This window comes from Sphingopyxis sp. GW821-FHT10B01 (genome assembly GCF_059415685.1).
On record NZ_JBWKNS010000001.1, the window covers coordinates 955,877 to 975,876 of the forward strand.

19 protein-coding genes are annotated in these 20,000 nt (G+C 63.6%); 14 read left to right on the plus strand and 5 right to left on the minus strand.

Annotated elements, in window-relative coordinates:
• The first annotated feature begins 1 nt into the window (after nt 1).
• On the plus strand, nt 2-766 hold the full coding sequence (locus tag AC07NV_RS04220) for a hypothetical protein (protein ID WP_495165088.1): 765 nt from the start codon (nt 2-4) through the stop codon (nt 764-766).
• Nucleotides 767-855: 89 nt separating this feature from the next.
• On the opposite strand, the gene AC07NV_RS04225 is transcribed toward AC07NV_RS04220, so the two are convergent.
• Entirely contained in the window at nt 856-1,302 is a 447-nt protein-coding gene (locus AC07NV_RS04225; protein ID WP_495165089.1) for a hypothetical protein, read from the minus strand.
• Nucleotides 1,303-1,313: 11 nt separating this feature from the next.
• On the opposite strand from AC07NV_RS04225, the gene AC07NV_RS04230 reads away from it, so the two are divergent.
• Nucleotides 1,314-1,859, plus strand: coding sequence for a hypothetical protein (locus tag AC07NV_RS04230; RefSeq protein ID WP_495165090.1), 546 nt, complete (start codon nt 1,314-1,316; stop codon nt 1,857-1,859).
• Between the two features lie 155 nt (nt 1,860-2,014).
• On the opposite strand, the gene AC07NV_RS04235 is transcribed toward AC07NV_RS04230, so the two are convergent.
• The gene (locus AC07NV_RS04235) at nt 2,015-2,488 is read right to left on the minus strand and encodes a hypothetical protein (RefSeq protein ID WP_495165091.1); all 474 of its coding nucleotides are present in this window, start codon (nt 2,486-2,488) and stop codon (nt 2,015-2,017) included.
• Nucleotides 2,489-3,410: 922 nt separating this feature from the next.
• Here AC07NV_RS04235 and AC07NV_RS04240 point away from each other — a divergent pair.
• The 9 genes from AC07NV_RS04240 (at nt 3,411) to AC07NV_RS04280 (ending at nt 11,471) form a co-directional block, all read left to right on the plus strand.
• Complete coding sequence (locus AC07NV_RS04240; RefSeq protein WP_495165092.1) at nt 3,411-5,066, plus strand: hypothetical protein; 1,656 nt, start codon at nt 3,411-3,413, stop codon at nt 5,064-5,066.
• Nucleotides 5,067-5,311: 245 nt separating this feature from the next.
• Nucleotides 5,312-5,854, plus strand: a complete 543-nt coding sequence (locus AC07NV_RS04245; RefSeq protein WP_495165093.1) for a hypothetical protein — start codon at nt 5,312-5,314, stop codon at nt 5,852-5,854.
• Between the two features lie 115 nt (nt 5,855-5,969).
• Entirely contained in the window at nt 5,970-6,167 is a 198-nt protein-coding gene (locus AC07NV_RS04250; protein ID WP_495165094.1) for a hypothetical protein, read from the plus strand.
• A gap of 410 nt (nt 6,168-6,577) precedes the next feature.
• Nucleotides 6,578-7,480 carry an SPFH domain-containing protein gene (locus tag AC07NV_RS04255; RefSeq protein ID WP_495165095.1) on the plus strand — a complete coding sequence of 301 codons (903 nt, stop codon included), beginning with the start codon at nt 6,578-6,580 and terminating at the stop codon, nt 7,478-7,480.
• A 106-nt stretch (nt 7,481-7,586) separates the two neighbouring features.
• Nucleotides 7,587-7,799, plus strand: a complete 213-nt coding sequence (locus AC07NV_RS04260) for a type II toxin-antitoxin system antitoxin (protein WP_495165096.1) — start codon at nt 7,587-7,589, stop codon at nt 7,797-7,799.
• A complete protein-coding gene (locus tag AC07NV_RS04265; RefSeq protein WP_495165097.1) occupies nt 7,796-8,038 on the plus strand; it encodes a hypothetical protein in 243 nt (80 codons plus the stop codon). Before AC07NV_RS04260 ends, AC07NV_RS04265 begins: the two co-directional genes overlap by 4 nt.
• A gap of 142 nt (nt 8,039-8,180) precedes the next feature.
• Nucleotides 8,181-8,894: a hypothetical protein gene (locus AC07NV_RS04270; protein WP_495165098.1), complete on the plus strand. Its 714-nt coding sequence runs from the start codon at nt 8,181-8,183 to the stop codon at nt 8,892-8,894.
• Nucleotides 8,895-9,017: 123 nt separating this feature from the next.
• Nucleotides 9,018-9,689: a ribulose-phosphate 3-epimerase gene (gene rpe, locus AC07NV_RS04275; protein ID WP_495165099.1), complete on the plus strand. Its 672-nt coding sequence runs from the start codon at nt 9,018-9,020 to the stop codon at nt 9,687-9,689.
• A 3-nt stretch (nt 9,690-9,692) separates the two neighbouring features.
• The gene (locus tag AC07NV_RS04280; protein ID WP_495165100.1) at nt 9,693-11,471 is read left to right on the plus strand and encodes a heparinase II/III family protein; all 1,779 of its coding nucleotides are present in this window, start codon (nt 9,693-9,695) and stop codon (nt 11,469-11,471) included.
• Between the two features lie 109 nt (nt 11,472-11,580).
• Here AC07NV_RS04280 and AC07NV_RS04285 read toward each other — a convergent pair whose 3' ends face one another.
• Entirely contained in the window at nt 11,581-14,358 is a 2,778-nt protein-coding gene (locus AC07NV_RS04285; protein WP_495165101.1) for a TonB-dependent receptor, read from the minus strand.
• A 183-nt stretch (nt 14,359-14,541) separates the two neighbouring features.
• Here AC07NV_RS04285 and AC07NV_RS04290 point away from each other — a divergent pair, with 183 nt between their 5' ends.
• From AC07NV_RS04290 to AC07NV_RS04300, 3 genes are all read left to right on the plus strand, one after another.
• A complete protein-coding gene (locus AC07NV_RS04290; protein ID WP_495165102.1) occupies nt 14,542-15,564 on the plus strand; it encodes a phytase in 1,023 nt (340 codons plus the stop codon).
• A 215-nt stretch (nt 15,565-15,779) separates the two neighbouring features.
• Nucleotides 15,780-17,372 (plus strand): bifunctional phosphoribosylaminoimidazolecarboxamide formyltransferase/IMP cyclohydrolase, encoded by a 1,593-nt coding sequence (purH, locus tag AC07NV_RS04295; RefSeq protein WP_495165103.1) that lies wholly within the window; start codon nt 15,780-15,782, stop codon nt 17,370-17,372.
• A 151-nt stretch (nt 17,373-17,523) separates the two neighbouring features.
• Complete coding sequence (locus AC07NV_RS04300) at nt 17,524-18,204, plus strand: YqaA family protein (protein ID WP_495165104.1); 681 nt, start codon at nt 17,524-17,526, stop codon at nt 18,202-18,204.
• Nucleotides 18,205-18,336: 132 nt separating this feature from the next.
• On the opposite strand, the gene AC07NV_RS04305 is transcribed toward AC07NV_RS04300, so the two are convergent.
• On the minus strand, nt 18,337-18,882 hold the full coding sequence (locus AC07NV_RS04305) for a VOC family protein (RefSeq protein ID WP_495165105.1): 546 nt from the start codon (nt 18,880-18,882) through the stop codon (nt 18,337-18,339).
• Complete coding sequence (gene hppD / locus AC07NV_RS04310; RefSeq protein WP_495165106.1) at nt 18,879-19,967, minus strand: 4-hydroxyphenylpyruvate dioxygenase; 1,089 nt, start codon at nt 19,965-19,967, stop codon at nt 18,879-18,881. The genes AC07NV_RS04305 and hppD overlap by 4 nt, the downstream gene beginning before the upstream one ends.
• Between the last annotated feature and the right edge of the window lie 33 nt (nt 19,968-20,000).

The following is a 20,000-nucleotide window of genomic DNA, read 5'->3' on the forward strand; positions in this document are numbered from 1 at the left end:
GATGCGCGCCTCCCTCTTCCTGCTCGCCGCCCTGCTTTCCGTATCGGCGGCGGCACAGGAAGAGGGGCACGCGGATCGCGCCGCCGTCGCGCGCACTGCGGCGGGCGAAGCCTTCCTGCCCGACGGAACGGCGGATGCACGCAACGGGTCGTTCTATGAACGCTGGTTTGGCGACCAGCTTGCGGCGATGGGCGAAAAGCCTTTGTGGCGGGACCCTCCGCACGACCGGGACAGCTTCCGGCTGCGCATTCTTTATCTGCCGTCGTTTCACCCCGCACATATGGTACGGATCGAGGCCCCCGCGGACGATGCCGGGAAAATCCTCGTGACCGGAACCGAGGGTGGCGCCGGCGGCTATGCCCCCGGACAGCGTGGCGGGCACGAAGAACATCCACTTGCGCCACAGGATCGCAAGCGCATCGCAGAACTGCTCGCTGTTTCGCGGCTCGCGGATCAGGGGTTCCGATATTCGGCCGCCGATGGCCGGCTCCGACTTTGCATGGACGGAATGCAATTGCTGTTCGAACTGGTCGATCACAACGGCTATCATGTTGCGACCCGCCATGAATGCGAACTCTCCGATGGCCTGCGCGTGCTGGCGAAAACTGCCGACGGATTTCGCCAGTCGATCCCCTCCGCCGCCCCCGAATATTGGCACGACCCTCCCGCAATCTTATCGCGACCGACCAGAAGGGCGGAATCCCGAGGCTTCCTCGAAATCCAACAAGCTTACGTACAAGCAATTGTGACCGTGGGCTTATGTTAGACAAGCAAGAATGACCGCTAATAATTTTGGGCAAAAAATTGGCCGCTGTCCTCGTCGGGACAGCGGCGAAATCTAGCTCGCGAGGATCCTCAGAGAATTCCGGCGAACTGCTGCATTTTTGAAATCACCCGCCGATCCCACCCAAACGCGATACGCGGCGTATTGAATCGTTTCAGTTCGCCTGCGACAGATTGCGAACTCCGGCCAGAGCGTTCGGAAAGCTCAGCCGGCGAGATGATCCGCTGAGCCAGCATCAGTACGTCAGTGCGATCAGATTTTAGGCTGGTTGCGCTCCTGTGAAATTTCAGGAGCTCGAGCTTCAATAATTGCCGGGACTGGTTCGGATCGAAGTTCAGAATCTCGTCGGCATCCCGCCTAACCAGATATTGTGAAAATGAGAAACCGGGATAGTCCGCCTCGAAAAAATCGATCTGATCGAAACGGACCATATCCGCGCGCCGCACTCTTATACGGCGTGCGTAGTTCGGCCCAGACGCCAGCCAGTATGGAATCGTGCCGTCGAGCAAGGCACCCATAATGGCTCCCCATGGTTTCATCCTACCGCCGATGCGACGTGTATTCCGGCGCAACGATGCACGCGATCCGTGACGCGGCCGGGATGAGCCTCGGCGCGATCCAGCATCAATTCCCCACCAAGGCGAAGATGATGGCGGCAGTTGCGGCCGAATTTGCCGCATACCGTACGCGCGTCTACGCCGAGGCGATCCGCGCGGGAGCGACGCCCCGGGAATCGATGGAAAATCTGATCGACGCCAATTTTAAGATGGTCAGCCGCCCCGAAATGGCCGCGGTTCTCGAAATCCACCTCGCGCGCCGCAATGACCCTGACCTCGACCAAGAGGTAGGCCCAAGCACTCGCCGCTTCGACCGCCGTGTCCGCTTGTGGGGTCACCTCATTCTTCATGCGGCAGGTATCGACAACGACAAGGCTTATCAGAGCTTGCAACTCCTCAACAACGCCGTCACCCGCGGCCTGACGGTAGAATATATTCGCAACCCAGACATGGCGTTGATCGAACGATCGGTAGCCATTTGGAAAAAGCAGATGCTCGAACTTGTGTTCGGCCCCTGACAAATGGTGGATTTTGGCCGGTAGGAGACTGGCAGCTTCTAGGTCGGAAGCCGAGAGAAGCAGACGTTTGGGGCCAGTGGCCGGCAACGACAGCTCGTGACCAATATCCTGCCTCGGCGCGTCCGAGAGAACGGCTGCGGTGATCGCACATTCTCCTAAAGTGGCACGTCATCATCCAAATCGTCGTCAAACGGCGGCTTCGGCGTCGGAGCTTTGCGAGGAGCGCTTAGGGCCTTCGGTGGTGCGGCGGCGGGAAATTGATTCGTTTCCTCCTCTGCCGCCTTTGCCTCCGCCACTGTCTGCATGATATTTGTAGTCAGCTTGTGCGGTTCTACCGAAGCCCAAACGGTGCCAGATACATTTAGGACTAGGTAGGTCAGACGCGCGACGGCCATCACGCTGGCGGCGCGTTGCACCGGACCGCAGGGGGAAATATGGTCGAGGTAATCAGGATGTTGAATCTGAACGGCGCGGTTATCGTCTCGCCGCCCGTGATATCCGCGCTCATCGCGCTTCTCGGGGTCATCGTCGGCCTCATCGCGCGCGACGTGATCATGGCGGTCTATCTCGCCCGCAGGAAGCGCGGCGAAGATCTTGCCGACCGCCGCGAAATCGAGAGCCGCGACCATCAGGACCTCGTCCGGCTATACGCCGACCCCCTCCGCGAGGCGGTGTCGAGCCTCAAATTCCGGCTTCAGGAAATCATCGAAAAGAAGCAGGGACGCTATCTTCGCTCGGATGCGCCGAAGACGCTGTTTTTGACCTACAAGCGTATCAGCACGCTCTACCGAATTGCGGCGCTGCTCGGCTGGATCCGCGCGGTCCGACGCGAACGCAGCTATCTCGATCCGAAGCTGGCCTCTGCATCGAGCGAGATGAAGCTGATCGGAAAGATCGAGGCAGCGCTCGCCGACGGAGACCATGTCGAGTTGCAACGCCTCCAGGAACTGATGGCCCTCTGGGGCATCACTAAGATCCCGAGCGCGTATCAGGCTCACCTTGCCAATCGCATTGACGCCGAGCGCGCCGATTTTCTCGCGGCGAACGACGTACTGGCCGCCGCCGACCTTTCCCCCGAACATCAAGGCGAACTGGCACGGCGCTGCGCCGATCTCGTCGCCACGGGTGCGGGAGTCGCGATATCGGATACGCTCGTCGCCGAGACCGGTGCCGGCGCGCTCGCCATCCTCGGGATCAAGGAGGCCTATATCTATCGCGACTGGCAGGCAGCGATCGGCGATCTCATGCTCGAGAAAAGCGAGGGCGGAGCGCGACATTTTTCGGTGCTCGGCTTCGGCGCCTTCGAGACCATGCTGCTGAAAGCCGAAAGCAGAAAAGCGGCTGCGCGCGATCGCCGATGGTTCGAACGGCTGCAATTGATCATTCTCGACCTCGACATGACCAACGACGACCGGTTCGCTCGGCCCGACCGCCGAGATGGACCGAGTCAGGGTCGAGGCACGCAGGCTCATATCGGCGCTGCCCGACGAAGCCAGGGAACTCCTCTACCGCGCGAGCTTGGTGACCGGCAGGATGCAGCGCCAGCGCCTCATGGCCGTCGGGCGGTTCGAGCCAGCGATCGCCGAAACCGGCCACGCCATCGACATTCTGGCCGGGCCATGGCTCGAGCCGACCGACGATGGCGAATTCAGGGTGTCGCCGCTGGTTCGCGGATCGGCTGAGGACGCGCGGGGCCAGGGCTGGGCCAAGGCGATGCACCGCAAGCTCGCTTGGGTCTATCTCATCGACCGCAAACTCTCGCCATGGGATATATCGTCAATCGTGATGCACTGCGTCATCAGCGGACGCTCCGACCCGCTCGCGCACGTTCTTCAGGGCATTCACTCGGCCGGCGACGAGGCGTGGGCAGAAATCGCCGAAGCCTGCGATTTCTATATCTCGCTGGGGTTCAAGGACGCCCTTCCAATCTTCGAGCGTCCCGTCGACTCTTTCCTCTTTCGCATCTTCCAATACCGCATCGCGGCCGCGCGCAAGCCCGAGATCGCCCGTCAGGTCGCAGCGAAAATCGACCGGGAATTCGCAGCCTTCACCGATGAGGAGCCCTTTCGCTATTTCCGCTTCCTTTTTCTCAGCCAGTTCCTCGGCGCCGATGCGATTGTTTACCCGCTTGCGACCATTGTCGACCGGGGTCTCGAGTTCGTCCGGCTCGCCGCCGCCATCTTTCCGGACACGCCGACCTTCCCCGATATCGAAGACGAAGATCAGCCGCCGCGCGTCTATTTCCTGACGCTGCGCCTCACCCAGATGGTCCAGGACCTCGATGCGATGACCGAGATCCTCCAGATCATCGCTCCGCTCGAGCGGGACGAGGCCGCCATGGTGCTTCAGGCCCTGGCGCCGAACCGTGATCTTGCGACGGTACTAACCGACCGCCTCTGGCTCGCCGAAATGCGCAGCGCGAAACCCCGCTGGTCGCTCCTCTGCGATGTACTGAAACAACTTCTCCAGCGGACGCAGGAGCTCAGTATCCCGACTTTCTTGGCGGCTGTGGCCGCCACGCTCATCCGCACAATCGATGAAAATGTCGATGACAATGCGGCCGCGCTCGCCGAGGCCGAACATCTGGCACCCGACGCGGGCGGCGACGTTGCCTATCAATGTGCCATGGCCGTCGTCATCAAGAACAGCGGAGACATACCCCGGGCGCTCGACCTCTGGCGCAAGGCGCTCCCCCGCTGGCCGGTCCAGCGAGAGGGTCTGGGTTATGCTTTCGCGGCGCGACAGGCCGCAATCGCAGCGGCGAAGGCCGGCGATTGGGTGGAGGCGAGACGCTATTTCCTCTCGGCGCTCGATCACTTGAACGATGATGCGATACCGACGTTTGTGGTGGGTCTGAAAGCCGACAGTATTCTCTGCCGGTACATGATGGGAGAGCATGGCGAGGCGATCGCCGACTTCGCCGGGTTGCTCGACGAACTGGAACCCTTGCAAGCCGATTATACGGCCGAACCTCTCCGCTCGGTGCAGCGAGCGATCGGCGGACAACTGTCGGCGCCCGCAAATCCGCCACTTGGTATGTCGCTCGGTGAAACGGCAGCCGGGCTCGTCGGAATTCCGAGCTTTCTCGAGCCCCTGGCGGGGTCCGAAAATTCTCCCGCCGTGCCGCTCGAATTCGTTCGTCAACATCTGATAGACGTGGAGGCCCGGCACCCGGTCCATCTCGAACTCGCCCTCATCCAGGCGTAAAGGTAAGGGCCACCCGTTTTCGCGCTCTCCGCTCGGTATCGCAATCACCCCTCTTTCACCTTGCCCTTCGTACCGGGGATTTTTCGGAAATCCTGAAGGATGCGCTCGACGCGGCAGACGCGCTCGTCGCGATGGCAGAGAGCAGAGCGCGAGGAAACAGCGACCCGACATTGCTCGATGATAGCTCGGCAATAGCATGGTCGCCGTCGCTTGAGGAGTTTCCGATCCGATATCTCGTCGCCGCCTTGTTCGGCGTCGCGGCGGTCGACCGGCTCGATGACCTGCCGATCGCGAGGTGGCGAGCCGACGCCGACGCGCACCCCGAAGGCGGCCGTCTTCGCGCGCTCATCGACGACGCTGAAGCCTATTTCATAACCGCTGCCAAGACGCCTTGGCCCGAAGTCCGGCAGCCTGCCTCGGGACGGTGGGAAGATCATGCGCTGGCGGCACTTGCAAGCACGATCGTCGAACCGATGGCGCCGGACCGCTTGATGGCCTGCCACGGCTTGTGGGTTCATTATCTCGCCCAGCCCGTGATCGCGTCTCTGACCGACCGCAGCGTTGCGGCACTCGTTTCGGCGCAGTGGCGGCGCGCCACCGAGGCGCCGGCGCTTTTTATCAATCCTCGCATCGTGATACCGCGCCTTCAAATGGCGACCGACAGCGAAAATCTGGGCTGGAACACGACCTATGCTGTTTTATCCGCCGCGCTGGAAGGGCTTAGCTTGCTACCCGATGATCCTGCCAGAAAGGCGATTGCCGGTCTGGCCGGGCGCGAACAAGGCTGACGAACAAAAAAGTGTCGCGGACCAGCATGGGACGGATCCCGCACATCACCCGGCAGGCAATCGAGCAAGCACGAGGCAAAGGCTGCTGTTATGGAGGATGATCCAGATGTGATGCATGACGGCCACCCTCGTCACCCTCTGTCTGGAACTGCGCGAAGAGGAGTGCGCAAAGCTGAACGCCATCCTTCGCGCCGACCACCGGACGCGCGTCGCGCGCGCGGGGCGCGGCCTCAGCATTTCGACCCCCGAGTTCGAGCGCCGGAGGCTCGTCGCCGCAGCGCGCGAAGGCTGGCGGAACGAGGCGCGCGCCTAGTTTAAGACGCATATGCCCGGCGTGTTAACGGCCACAAGATTCGTTTTGAATCTATCTCGCAGCCAGAGGCTTAACGCGTCAACACCACGACCGCTTCCGGGAGTGAGAAGACTGGGGCCAGAACGTCCGACATGAGGCGCGAAGCCGACGGAATGTCGCGCCTCGAGCGAAGTGACACGCTTCCGGACAACCAGCTGGCTACTGGCTCGGCATGATGCGACCCGGCCTACCAATGATGTGAATCGGCGGAAAACCGTTACCACGGTCGGACCAAGCTTGGCTCACGGTCACGGTAAGCTGGTCCTAGCGACGATCGAAACCCGTAACCTTGGGTTCTGAATCGGGTTGACCATCACCCGGAACGATATAAATATGATATCATCTTTATATCAAATGATTCGGAGGGCAACATGGTCGAGGGAACAACACCGGCGCTGAACCGCAGCCGCGAGACGCGGGCGCTGACGCAAAGCGGCTATTTGATGCTGTTCATCTGGCTGCTGCTGCTCGGGCTCGCAGCCTGGGCGGCGATTACCAACGCCAACGCGGACATTCAGGTCGCGTGGAAATGGGCCGTCGTCGCGGGATCGGCGATCTTCGGAACGATCATCCTTTGCGGCTTTTACCTGATCAATCCCAACGAGGCGGCGGCAATCCAGCTGTTCGGCGCGTACAAGGGCACCGACCGCGAAAGCGGGCTGCGCTGGGTCTTGCCATGGCTTTCGCGCAAGAAGATCGCGGTGCGCGCGAACAACGTGATTTCGGACAAGATCAAGGTCAATGATTTGCGCGGCAACCCGATCGAAATGGCGGCGCAGGTCGTCTGGCGCGTCACCGACACCGCGCAGGCGCTGTTCGACGTCGACGATTACAAGGAATTCGTGATGGCGCAGATCGAGGCCGCGGTGCGCTCGATCGGCTCGCGCTATCCCTATGACGATATCGAGCATCAGGAAATCACCCTGCGCGGCAACCATGACGAGGTCGGGGTCGAATTGCGCAAGGCGCTGATCGAACGGCTGAGCGTCGCTGGCATCACGGTCGACGAATGCGGCCTCACCCACCTTGCCTATGCGCAGGAAATCGCCGGCGCGATGCTCCGCCGCCAGCAGGCCGAAGCGGTCATTTCGGCGCGAAAGAAGCTGGTCGAAGGCGCGGTGACAATGGTCGAGATGGCGCTCAACCTCTTGTCCGAAAAGGGTGTCGTCGAGCTTGACGATGAGCGCAAGGCGGCGATGGTGTCGAACCTGATGGTCGTGCTGTGCGGCGAGCGCGATACGCAGCCGGTGGTGAACGCCGGGTCGCTCTATTGATGTGAAAACCCCGTTCGTGTCGAGCGAAGTCGAGACACCCATCGTGGGTACGCCAACTCCCGGCATCTCGACTTCGCTCGATGCGAATGGGGATTGAGGTTTCTCCATGCCCAATGCGTCCGCAAAAAAGGCCTTTGCCCTCCGCCTCGATCCCGCGCTCCATGCCGCGATCGAGCGGATGGCTGCGGCCGATCTGCGCAGCGCCAACGCCGAGATCGAAGTGTTGCTGCGCGAAGCGCTGGCCCGGCGCGGCGTAAGCGTCAAACCCCCGGCTCCCGCCAAGCGCGGCCGGCCACCGAAGGAGGACAGCGGATCATGATGCACCTGTTCATGCGCAAAGGCCCCTGGTTCCGCGCCAAAAGCCGCGGTTATGGCACCGGCCTGCCGATCGTGTGGGAAGGCTGGTTCTTTCTGGCGCTCCACATCGCGATGATCGCCGGGCTTTCGCTGGTGCTGCAGGGCCGGCCGCTGGCGATGACGATCGCCGTCATCCTTGCCGGGCTGGCGCCGATGCCGATCTACCGCGCCAAGACCGAAGGCGGGTGGCGCTGGCGATAACAAGCGAGACAGCAAGCGCACCGTCGTCGTGGCCGGAGCAAGGGCCAGACCATTCCCGTCCAGCCCACCATGGGATGCGGCAAGATGACATGGCTGAAATAGCATTTTACTCCCCCGGCCGGCCGCCCCTATGCTGGGCGTCATGCGTCGAACCACCACCCTGTCCGCCACCCTGTCCATCGGCATCGCCATCCTTCTCGCCAGCCCGGCGGCCGCCGCCCCGGCCAGCTATCCGCGCTTTCCGACGTGGCAGGCGGGCGGCTGGACGGTCGCCGACGATGGCGACGATCGCTGCGACGCCGATTTCGCGGACTCCGGACGCACCCTGCTGACCTTCATGGGTCCCTATCATGTCGCACCCGGCGCGCCGCCATCGGGGGGCATTTTGCATATCGGCGCCGAGGCCGGCGATTATGCCCTGCCCGAAGGTGGCAAATATGGCGAGTTTCCGGCCGAGTTGATCGCGGGCGATCTCCGCTTCGGAGTAACGGGCACCGCGCTTGGCCTGTCCGGCGGCCTGATCGCCGATCCCGATGACAGCCGCACGACGATCGACATACTGGCGGCCCTGCCGGACACGGCGGTTCTGATCGCGCGCGTCAAGGGCAAGCAGATCTATGCCATCCCGCTGGACGGAAACCACGCGGCCGCCCGGGCCCTGCGCGACTGCACCGACTTCATCACCGCCCAGAAACGGCCAGGGACCAGATATGGCCCGCGGGGAGCCGAACCTCGCCCACCCGCGCCGCCCGAAGCCTTCCCTGAACGGGCGCCCGAAGGCCGGCTTCCGCCCGACGAGGCGCTGCCCATCGTCGGGTCCCCGAACCCCGTCCCGCCGACCGACCCGCGCGCCTGAACGACCGGTATCGACGGCGAGCGGACGATGGAGGGAAAAGCCGCGACGATTTTGTCGATATCGCGCCGATAGCGTCCCCGCCCCGCTTGCCCCCGACTCGCTTGATGGTTAAGGCCGATCTTTATGACCGCCCCAACCGCCCCCGTCCGCATCGCCCCTTCGATCCTCAGCGCCGATTTCGCGCGGCTGGGCGAGGAAGTGCGCGCGATCGAGGCCGCGGGCGCCGACTGGGTCCATATCGATGTCATGGATGGCCATTATGTCCCCAATCTGACGATCGGCCCGGCGGTGGTAAAGGCGCTGCGCCCGCACTCGAACCTGCCCTTCGACGTCCACCTGATGATCAGCCCGGTCGATCATTTCCTCGACGCCTTTGCCGCGGCGGGCGCCGATATCATCACCGTCCATCCCGAAGCCGGCCCGCACATCCACCGCACCGTCCAGCACATCAAGTCGCTCGGCAAGCAGGCGGGCGTGTCGCTCAATCCCGCGACCCCGGCAAAGATGCTCGACTATCTGATCGACGATATCGACCTGGTGCTGATCATGAGCGTCAATCCGGGTTTCGGCGGCCAGAGCTTCATTTCGAGCCAGCTTCGCAAGATCGAGGCGGTGCGCAAGATGATCGACAAGAGCGGCCGCGACATCCGGCTGGAGGTCGATGGCGGCATCGATGCGGGCACCGCCCCGCTGGCGATCGCCGCGGGCGCCGACGTGCTCGTCGCGGGTACTGCGACCTTCAAGGGTGGTCCCGACGCCTACGCCGACAATATCCGGCGGCTGCGGGGCGCCTGATCGATGGAGGGGAGACCATTGACTTCTGCCCCTGCCGACCCGCCGCTCGACACCGGTGACGAAGCGCCGCCGCTCGACGACACGATCGAACCCGGCAAAAGGCTGATTCGCCTCCCGGCCGACAAAGGCCTCTCGCTCGGCGACCGCGTCGCCAATGCCATCACGCGCCTGACCTGGCGCACCCCGCTCCACGCCTTGCGTCTGAAGGGCCGCTTTCCGCTCAAACTGCTGGGCGTTCCGGCCGACCCCGTTCCGGGCGACACGCGCGCCGGCACCGCGATCCGCGCGGGTCATTTCCTGCATCGCGGGCTCAAGCTGCCGCTCGGCGAACTCGACTTCGCCGCGCTGAACGTCGCGCCGACCTTTGCCGACTATCTTCACAGCTTTGCCTGGCTGCGCGATCTCGCCGCCACCGGATCGCGTGCCGACGGCGCGCCGATCGCCGAAGCCGTCGTCCGCCACTGGCTCGGCACGCATGGCGAGACGGTCGGCGAACCCGCGTGGAAAGCCGACAATACCGCCTGGCGCATCCTGTTCTGGGCCGCGCACGCGCCGCTGATCCTGTCGTCGAGCGACCTCATCTATCGCTCGGCGGTGCTCAACCATCTCGCGCGCGCCGCGCGCCACCTCGACCGCGTCGCCGACAAGACGCGCCCCGGCACCGGCCAGATGGTCGCGTGGGTCGGCATCGTCGCGGCATCGCTGCTGATGCCCGGCGGCGAGCCGCGGCAGGTGTTCGGCGAGGCGGGGCTGCGCAAGGTACTCGAAACCAGTTTCTACGCCGACGGCGGCAACATCTCGCGATCGCCGCAGGCGCAGCTCGACGCGATCATGGCGCTGTCGATGCTCGTCAAAATCTATGACATGCGCCGCATGGAGGTTCCGCCCTTCATCCAGGAAGTGCTGGCGCGCGCGGTTCCGGCGCTGCTCGGGCTGCTTCACAGCGACGGCGGCATGGGCAGCTGGCAAGGCAGCGGCGCGACGTCGGCGGCCACGATCCAGGCGATTGTCGATGCCAGCGGTGTCCGTACCCGGCCGCTCAAGCAAGCGCGCGACTGGGGTTATCAGCGGCTCGTCGCGAACAAGGTGGTGCTGCTCGCCGACGCCGCGCCGCCGCCGATCGCCCGGGTGACCGAGGCGGGTTGCGCCTCGACCCTCGCCTTCGAACTCAGCGACGGCGCCGAGCGTATCGTCGTCAATTGCGGCGGCGCCGCGCTCACCGGCGCGACGATCCCCGCCGACCTTGCGCGCGGGCTGCGCACCACGGCGGCGCATTCGACGCTGATCCTTGCCGACAGCAATTCGACCGCGATCCTCGCCAACGGGTCGCTCGGCAAGGGCGTGACCGAGGTCGAGCTCGACCGCCGCGAGACGCCGCAGGGCAGCCGGCTGGAGATGAGCCACGACGGCTACGCCCGGCGCCACGGGCTGATCCATCGCCGCCTGCTGATCCTGTCACCCAACGGGCGCGAGCTGCGCGGCGAGGATTTGCTGCTTCCCGCCCCGCGTAGCCGGCGCAAGGGCGACAAGGGCTTTGCGCTGCGCTTCCACCTCGGCCCGCATATCTCGGCGAGCCTGACCGCCGACCGGCTCGGCGCGCTGCTGCGCATCAACGGCGGGCCGCTATGGCAGTTCCGGACATCCGAAGGCGGGCTGGAGGTCGAACCAAGCCTGTGGGTCGACGGCGAGGGCCGTCCGCACCCGACCGAGCAGCTTGTCGTCACCGGCAATGCACCGGCGGGCGGCGCGAGCATCGGCTGGATCTTCAAGCATATCGGATAGGGAGCGGCGGGACTAATCCGCCCCCTATCCAATATCCGGTCAAAAGGCGTAGCGCGCCATCAACCCGAACACCGGCGCGGCCGTTTCGGGTTCCAGCGCTTATCCTGCCTTAAAAGTTGACCCGGATGCCGCCCGTAAAGCGCCGGCCAAAACGTTCCCATTCAATCGTCTGACCGCTGGTGCTGGGCGAAGGAATACCCGTGGCGGTGAGGAGATTGCCGGGGTCGGAGAAACGGCGTCCCGGGTGGTTGAGCAGGTTCGAGGCGTCGAAGTAGATCTCGAGATTCCTGTTCACCGCATAGCGCGCCGAAAAATCCAGCTCGTCGTCCGACGCCCAATAGGTATCGCCCGCATCGGCCAGCGTGTCGGCGATCGTGTCCAGCCACTTGCTGCGGTTCTGATATTGCAGGCGCAGCGACAGCCCGTATTTTTCATAATAGGCGCCCAGATTGTAAACGAAGTCCGATGTGCCGGGCAGGCGAACCCTGCGGGAAGGGATGCCGCTGACGGCGGGCTTGGTCACGCGGCTGTTGTTCAATGTCAGATTGGCCGAGATGCCAAATCCGCCCATGAAATCGGGCAGGCCCAGATCATCCGTCCACGGCTCCAGCTGGAGCTGCGCGGCGGCTTCCAGACCATAGATGCGGCCATCGCCGCCGTTGGTGATGCCCGAAAAGACATAGCCCGAACGGTCGATGCCATTGCTGTTGAGTGCATCGGAGCCGAACGTCGCCGACTGCGTGTACAGCACATCCTTGATCTTCTTGTAGAACAGACCCGCCATCAAATAGCCCTGAGGCTGAACATACCATTCGAAATAGGCATCGAGGCCATAAGCGCGTTCGGGCTGCACCGCCGGGTTTCCGCCCGAAATCGTCTGATTGACATCGTTGATCACGACATTGGGGCGCATCTGGTCATAATCGGCGCGCGCCGCGCCCGAGTTGAACGACAGCCGGAATTTCTTGCTGTCGTCGACCTTGAAGTTGAGGTGCAGGCTTGGAAAAGCCAGCGTCTGTTCCGACTCGGCGGTGATGTTCGTCGCGATGCCGCGATTCTTGATATGCTCGACGCGCACGCCGCCGACCACCGATCCCCAATCATAGCGGAGCGTTCCCATCGCAAAACCGGCATATATTTGTTCGCGCACATCATAGTTGTTCGCGGTCACCGGAACGAACGGATAGGCCGCCTTCGCGGCATCCGATGCGGCCCGCATCTTGTCTCTATCGAAATAGCGGAACGTGTAGCCCATCGGGATTTCGCCCAGGAATTTCCGGTCGAGCGAGAATTGATTATAGTCGCTGGGCATTCCGATCCCGGCCGCCTGCGCCGCGGTCAGCGCGATCTGGTTTTCGTCCGCAACCTTCGTGCGCTGATCATATTGAAAGCCGATTCGGAAGGTCGCTTCGCCGCCCAGAAAACCCGTATCGTGCGACAACGCCAGCTTGCCCGTATAGGCCTTTGTCGTATCGACCGCGTCGAGCACGGAAAAACCGGAGAGCGGTTTCGCGAAGCTGTCGACCGCCGTCACGGCGTCGCCAGCCTGATAGCGTGTCGGTCCCGAAAGCTGGATCGTACGGTAAAGCCGGAGGACCGACAAATTGGGGTCGGAGAAGTCATAGGCGACCGTCGGGCGCAGGTTGCGCGTCGACGGACTGTCCCATGTGGCCTCGCCAACGACCGAGCGGTCATCCTTCGATACGGTGTAATTGCCGGCCCATGACAGCTTCCACGCGCCATCGCCAAAATCATGGTCGCCCGCCAGCGTGTTGGTAAAGATCGACTGACGAAAGGCGCGCAGGGTCGAACGCTGGCGAATGTCGATGCCGTATATCGTGCCCTTTTGCGGCGTATTTCCGATACAGACGTCGGCATAGCCGCTGTTTGTGGGGGTTGCAGTGGGGGTTATCGTGCAGGCCGCCGAGGACGATGATCCATCGCTTTGGCGGTCGTCGAGATCGAAGCGGTAATTGTCGCGCGCCTCATCGTCGGTGAATATGGTATAAACCGAGCGCAGCGAGAGCGTGTTGTTGTCGTCGGGCTTCCAGTCGAGCCGTCCCGAAAGCGACCAGTTTTTGCGCGTCAGGCGATACAGCTTATTCTCCGCCTCATGCGCCCAAAAGCGCGTTTCGTTTCCGGGACGCGAATCCTGCGCGCCCACCCGCTCATAATCGGTCTCGAAATTATCGGTGATCATGTTGCGTTCGTAATAGCTGCCCGAAACCAGCACGCCGATCTCGCCGCCACCGACCTGGAAGCGGTCGGACAGCACGAGCGAGCCTTCATATTCCTTGCGATTGCCGAGTTCCGCAAAACCCATTCCGGCCTTTCCGGCGACGTGGAGCCCCGAATAATCGAACGCCGACCGGGTGATGACATTGACATTCCCCGCGACGGTCTCACCCGGCATATCGGGCGTTACCGCCTTCGAGACGATGACCTGACCCGCGATGGCCGACGGAATCGAATCGAAGCGCGCGTCGCGGCCTTCAGGGCTGACGACATTGATCCCGTCAAAGGACAAGGTGGTCCAGGTCTTGGGCGATCCCCGCAGGTTGATGTATCGCGCCTGCCCCTGATCGCGCTCGACGCTGATCCCCGGCAGGCGGCTGGTCGCCTGCGCGATATTCTGATCGGGCAAGCGGCCCACGGAATCGGATGCGATGACCGCGACGAGCGAGTCGGAATTGCGCTGAACTTCCAGCGCCGCGGCTTCGGACTCGGCGATCGGGCGGTCGCCGGTCACGACGATGGTTTCGCCATCGTCTGCCGCCTCGGCAGCGGTCGCAGCGGCCTCTTCTTCGGCGGCGGCGGCCGGGGTCGCGGCGAGCGCCGTCGCAAGCGCGAGCGCGGCAGCGGAATGCAGGCTGAGAATTCGAATCATTTTGTCATGCCCCCTTATGGTTGCCGGGCCTCTACGGGGGGCGTGTGACAGTTTGCGGCGAGCAGTGTGACGCTATGATGACAGTTAAGTGACGGAAATATTGTGGGATTGACGCCCTTGTACTTTGCTGGAACGGGCCCCGCCAACGCGTTTCGACGCATGTACGAATCAGGGGAAATCGCCATGGCCGGGACCGATCGCTGGAAGCTGCTGACTTCACTTGCTTTTGCCGCCGCACTGTCCGGTTGCGCCGCAAGCGCGCCGGCGATCACCGGCCTGCCCCCGGTGCAGGTCACCGCGAACGGCGAGACCGCACCGGTCGGCACGGGCAAGGCCGACGCCGCCGACGATCCGGCGATCTGGATCGATCCCGCCAATCCGAACCGCGCGCTGATCGTCGCGACCGACAAGAAGGCGGGGCTGCATGTCTATGACCTGACCGGCAAGGACATCGCGTTTACGCAGGCCGGCCTCGTCAACAATGTCGACGTCGCGGGCAACATCATCGTCGCGAGCGATCGCAACGACGGGGTGAACGCGCATCTCGCGGTGTTCCGCCTCGACGCCGACAAGCCGGCGATCGTCGCGCTCGGCCGCGCGGCGGCGGGGACGGGCGAAGCCTATGGCCTGTGTCTCAAGAAAACCGCGCCGGGCGTGCCGATCACCGCGGCGCTGATCGTCAAGGATGGCACGGTGCGCGTCGGCACGCTGACCGTCGACAGCACGCCGAGCTTTGCCACCCAATGGGAATATAAGATCCCGACCCAGTCCGAAGGCTGCGTCTTCGACGGCGATACGCTGTACGTCGGCGAAGAAGACGCCGGCGTCTGGGTCCTGCAGCAGAACGGCCAGGGCGCGACCGCACGCATCGTCGCGCCGGTCGACAACCAGCGCCTCGTCGCCGATGTCGAAGGCCTTGCGACGATCGACCACAAGGGCCAGCGCTACCTGCTCGTGTCGAGCCAGGGCGACAATGCCTATGCGGTCTTCCGCCTGCCTTCGGTCGAATATGTCGGACGCTTTGCGGTCGCCGCCGGTCAATTCGGCGCGACGAGCGAGACGGACGGGATCGAAGCCGTGGCGGGCAATTTCGGCCCCGCCTATCCCGATGGCATCTTCCTCGCGCAGGACGGCGATAACGCGCCCAAAGCGCAGAACTTCAAACTGGTGCGCTGGGATCAAATTGCGGCGTCGCTGGGGCTTTAGGCCGCAACGGCGACCACATTTGCCGTTCGTGCTGAGCTTGTCGAAGCACCGTTCTTCCTTTCGGGCGTCGCAAGAGAAAGGACGGCCCTTCGACAAGCTCAGCACGAACGGATTTTGGTTGCGAGGCCGGCCATTTGATCGGACTCAGCTTGCGGTAGCAAGCCCAGCCGCCTAGGGGGGCCGCGTCATCCCATCGCCAGCCGAGGCCCTCCCAAATGACCGACCTGATTCCCGTCCGCCGCGCCCTCCTGTCCGTCAGCGACAAGGCGGGGCTCGTCGAGCTTGCCGCCGCGCTCGTCAAGCATGGCGTCGAACTTGTGTCGACCGGAGGCACCGCCAAGGCGCTACGCGAAGCCGGTCACAAGGTCCTCGACGTGTCCGACCTCACCGGCTTTCCCGAGATGATGGACGGCCGCGTCAAGACGCTGCACCCGACGGTCCATGGCGGCATCCTCGCGGTGCGCGACGATGCGGCGCATGTCGCGTCGATGGAGGAGCATGGCATCGGCGCAATCGATCTCGTCGTCGTCAACCTCTACCCCTTCGCCGCGACCGTCGCGAAGGGCGCGGCGCGCGACGAAATCATCGAGAATATCGACATCGGCGGCCCCGCGATGGTGCGCTCGTCGGCGAAAAACCACGCGTTCGTGAACATCGTCACCGAGCCCGAAGATTATGCCGCGGTGATCGCCGAAATGGATGCCAATGGCGGCGCCACGACACTCGCGCTGCGCAAGCGCCTCGCTGCGACCGCCTTCGCGCACACCGCGACCTATGACGGGATGATCGCCAGCTGGTTCGCTTTTGCCGATCAGGGCAAGCTTTTCCCCGATACGCTGCCGCTGACCGCCAAGCTGCAAGCCGAGCTGCGTTATGGCGAGAACCCGCACCAGAAGGCCGCGCTCTACCTGCCCGCCGGCCCCGCCGCGCGCGGTATCGCGCAGGCAAGCCAGGTGCAGGGCAAGGAACTCAGCTATAACAATATCAACGACGCCGACGCGGCGCTCGAACTCGTCGCCGAATTCCGCGAGGCCGATCCGACCTGCGTCATCGTCAAGCATGCGAACCCCTGTGGCGTCGCGACCGCGGCGACGATCGCCGAAGCCTATGACGCGGCGCTGAAATGCGACGATGTCTCGGCGTTCGGCGGGATCATCGCGGTCAACCGGCCGCTCGACGGGCCGACGGCCGAGGCGATCAGCGGCATCTTCACCGAAGTCGTCTGCGCGCCTGACGCCGACGCCGACGCCCGCGCGGTGTTCGCAAAGAAAAAGAACCTCCGCCTGCTCCTCACCGGCGAACTGCCCGATCCGGCGCGCGGCGGGCTGATGATGAAGACGATCGCGGGCGGCTGGCTCGCGCAGAGCCGCGACAATGGCCACATCACGCGCGCCGACCTGAAAATTGTCACCGACCGCGCGCCGACCGAGGAAGAGCTGACCGACGCGCTGTTCGCGTGGACGATCGCCAAGCATGTGAAGTCGAACGCGATCGTCTATGCCAAGGGCGGATCGACCGCGGGCATCGGCGCCGGCCAGATGAACCGCCGCGACAGCGCGCGCATCGCCGCCGTCAAGGCGCGCGAAGCCGCTGAGTCGCACGGCTGGGCCGAAGCGCGCACCGTCGGCAGCGCGGTTGCGAGCGACGCCTTCTTCCCGTTCGCCGACGGCCTGCTGGCGGCGGTCGAAGCGGGCGCGACCTGCGTGATCCAGCCCGGCGGTTCGATCCGCGACGACGAGGTGATCGCGGCGGCGAACGAGGCGGGCCTTGCCATGGTGTTCACCGGGATGCGGCATTTCCGGCATTAATGTGGTGATCCCCGGCAAAAGCCGGCGCCCAGAGGATGTCTAAGCATGGGCCCCGGCCTTCGCCGGGGATCACTATCTCTGACGGGCATCTCGACTTCGCCCTATACGGACGGCATACGGGTCCGCGTTACCTCTCCCGCAAAGGACCAGCATGACCGCCACTACGCAACGGCCCGGTTTCATCCAGCGCATGTACAATTGGACGATGGAGAAATCGGCGCACCCGCATGCCGAGTTCTGGCTGGCGCTGGTGTCTTTCGTCGAGGCAAGCTTCTTTCCGATCCCGCCGCACCCGCTGCTCGGGCTGATGTGCCTCGCCAATCCGAAGAAGGCGGTGCGCTATGCGATCATCTGCACGCTCGCGTCGGTTGCGGGCGGGATGCTGGGCTATTCGATCGGCTATTTTCTGTACGAGAGCGTCGGGTTGTGGCTGCTTGGCGTGCTCGGGCTGACCGACGCCTTTCCGCCGGCCGCCTGTTACCTGCGCGAATTCGGCGCCGAGATCATCCTGATCAAGGGCGCGACGCCGATCCCGTTCAAGCTGCTGACGATCACCGCCGGCTTCATCCACATGAACTTCTGGACCTTCCTGTGGGCCAGCCTCGCCAGTCGGGCCTTTTCCTTCATGCTCGTCGGAATCCTGTTCCGGCTGTTCGGGGCGCCGATCAAGGCATTCATCGACAAATATCTGATCTGGGTCACCGGCGCGTTTCTGGTCGCTGTGGTCGCGGGCTTCCTCGCGATCGGCGCGCTGTCGGGCGATGGCAAGAGCAAGGAAGCCGACAAGTGCAGCGGTGCGACGCTGGAAAGCATCGGGCTGGATCGGAAGTAATCGACGAAGTGCCAAAAGGCCCCGTCTCGTCATCCCGGACTTGATCCGGGATCCATCGCAGCGCTTGAAGTCGTGGACCCCGGATCAAGTCCGGGGTGACGATGGGAAGGCCCCTCTCCCTCCCTGCGAAATCTACTCGTTCGCCGCGGTATGCAGCCAATCGGCGTGGCGCGGAGCCTTTTTGGTCTGGCTCCATTCTTCGAGCATCAGCGGTGCGACGCGGCGCAGTTCGGCATATTGCTCGGCGGTGCCGATGTCGCACGCCAGCTCGACGCGGTGACCGTTGGGGTCGAAGAAATAGATCGACTTGAAGATACCATGGTGCGTCGGGCCGAGCACATCGACGCCTTCGCTTTCCAGATGCGCCTTCGCCTGCGTTAGCTCGTCGAAACTGCCGACCTTGAACGCGAGATGCTGAACCCATGCCGGGGTATTCTCGTCGCGGCCCATGACGGGCTGGTTCGGCAATTCGAAAAAGGCGAGGATGTTGCCGTTCCCCGCGTCGAGGAAGACGTGCATGTACGGGTCATATTCGCCGGTCGACGGCACATGATCCTCGGCGAACGCGGTGGTGTAGGTCATGCCGAGCATACGCTCGTACCAACCCACCGTTTCCTTCGCATCCTTGCAGCGATAGGCGGCGTGGTGGACGCCGCCGAGTTTGATCGGGCTGGTCATTCGGCAGGTTCCTCGACAGTCAGCGCTCCGCGGCGAATCTGGTCCATTTCCATCGATTTGAACAGCGCGGTAAAATTGCCCTCGCCGAACCCTTCATCCTTCTTGCGCTGGATGAATTCGAAGAAGACGGGGCCGATCACGGTCTGGCCGAAAATCTGGAGCAGCAGGCGCGGATCGCCTTCGGTGGTCGAGCCGTCGAGCAGGATCCCGCGCGACTGGAGGCCATCGACGGGTTCGCCATGCCCGGGCAGGCGATCGGCGAGCATCTCGTAATAGGTCGCCGGCGGCGCGGGAGCGAAGGGGTTGCCGAGCGCCTTGAGCTTGTCCCACGCGGCGTAAAGATCGTCGCAGCTGAACGCGATATGCTGGATGCCTTCGCCATTATAGGCGCGCAGATATTCCTCGATCTGGCCCTTGCCGCCCGCGCCTTCTTCGTTCAGCGGGATGCGGATCTTGCCGTCGGGGGCGGTCATCGCCTTTGAGGTCAGGCCGGTATATTCGCCCTTGATGTCGAAATAGCGGATCTCGCGGAAGCCCGCGATGCGCTCGTAGAACGCCGCCCAATGCGCCATGCGGCCGCCATAGACGTTGTGGGTCAGGTGATCGATCAGCTGCATCCCCGCGCCGACCGGGTGACGATCGACGCCCTCTTCGTAAACGAAATCGATGTCGTAGATGCTGAGGTCGTCGCCGTACCGGTCGATCAGGTAGATGATCGACCCGCCGATACCGCGGATTGCGGGCAGGCGGAGTTCCATCGGGCCGGGGTTGACCTCGACCGGCTCGGCGCCGCGTTCAATCGCCTCTGCATAGGCCTTCGCCGCGTCGCGGACGCGCCAACCCATGCCGCACGCCGACGGACCATGTTCGGCGGCGAAATAGGCGGCGGGCGATTTGGGTTCGTAGTTGGCGATCAGATTGATGCCGCCCTGGCGCCATAGCTGGACGTCCTTCGAGCGGTGACGTGCGATCCGGGTGAAGCCCATCGCCTCGAAAACCGGTTCGAGCAGGCCCTTCTCGGGCGCCGAGAATTCGACGAACTCAAAGCCGTCGAGGCCCAGCGGATTATCGAACAAATCGGTCATGACGCACATCCCATCTAGTTTCAATTGAAACTA

What these genes read in the sequence shown, in the direction of transcription:
- AC07NV_RS04220 (WP_495165088.1), top strand. Translation starts at nt 2, where the DNA reads ATGCGCGCCTCCCTCTTCCTGCTCGCCGCCCTGCTTTCCGTATCGGCG.
- AC07NV_RS04225 (WP_495165089.1), bottom strand. Translation starts at nt 1,302, where the DNA reads ATGGGTGCCTTGCTCGACGGCACGATTCCATACTGGCTGGCGTCTGGG.
- AC07NV_RS04230 (WP_495165090.1), top strand. Translation starts at nt 1,314, where the DNA reads ATGGTTTCATCCTACCGCCGATGCGACGTGTATTCCGGCGCAACGATG.
- AC07NV_RS04235 (WP_495165091.1), bottom strand. Translation starts at nt 2,488, where the DNA reads ATGGTCGCGGCTCTCGATTTCGCGGCGGTCGGCAAGATCTTCGCCGCG.
- AC07NV_RS04240 (WP_495165092.1), top strand. Translation starts at nt 3,411, where the DNA reads ATGGCCGTCGGGCGGTTCGAGCCAGCGATCGCCGAAACCGGCCACGCC.
- AC07NV_RS04250 (WP_495165094.1), top strand. Translation starts at nt 5,970, where the DNA reads ATGACGGCCACCCTCGTCACCCTCTGTCTGGAACTGCGCGAAGAGGAG.
- AC07NV_RS04255 (WP_495165095.1), top strand. Translation starts at nt 6,578, where the DNA reads ATGGTCGAGGGAACAACACCGGCGCTGAACCGCAGCCGCGAGACGCGG.
- AC07NV_RS04260 (WP_495165096.1), top strand. Translation starts at nt 7,587, where the DNA reads ATGCCCAATGCGTCCGCAAAAAAGGCCTTTGCCCTCCGCCTCGATCCC.
- AC07NV_RS04265 (WP_495165097.1), top strand. Translation starts at nt 7,796, where the DNA reads ATGATGCACCTGTTCATGCGCAAAGGCCCCTGGTTCCGCGCCAAAAGC.
- AC07NV_RS04270 (WP_495165098.1), top strand. Translation starts at nt 8,181, where the DNA reads ATGCGTCGAACCACCACCCTGTCCGCCACCCTGTCCATCGGCATCGCC.
- rpe (WP_495165099.1), top strand. Translation starts at nt 9,018, where the DNA reads ATGACCGCCCCAACCGCCCCCGTCCGCATCGCCCCTTCGATCCTCAGC.
- AC07NV_RS04280 (WP_495165100.1), top strand. Translation starts at nt 9,693, where the DNA reads ATGGAGGGGAGACCATTGACTTCTGCCCCTGCCGACCCGCCGCTCGAC.
- AC07NV_RS04285 (WP_495165101.1), bottom strand. Translation starts at nt 14,358, where the DNA reads ATGATTCGAATTCTCAGCCTGCATTCCGCTGCCGCGCTCGCGCTTGCG.
- AC07NV_RS04290 (WP_495165102.1), top strand. Translation starts at nt 14,542, where the DNA reads ATGGCCGGGACCGATCGCTGGAAGCTGCTGACTTCACTTGCTTTTGCC.
- purH (WP_495165103.1), top strand. Translation starts at nt 15,780, where the DNA reads ATGACCGACCTGATTCCCGTCCGCCGCGCCCTCCTGTCCGTCAGCGAC.
- AC07NV_RS04300 (WP_495165104.1), top strand. Translation starts at nt 17,524, where the DNA reads ATGACCGCCACTACGCAACGGCCCGGTTTCATCCAGCGCATGTACAAT.
- AC07NV_RS04305 (WP_495165105.1), bottom strand. Translation starts at nt 18,882, where the DNA reads ATGACCAGCCCGATCAAACTCGGCGGCGTCCACCACGCCGCCTATCGC.
- hppD (WP_495165106.1), bottom strand. Translation starts at nt 19,967, where the DNA reads ATGACCGATTTGTTCGATAATCCGCTGGGCCTCGACGGCTTTGAGTTC.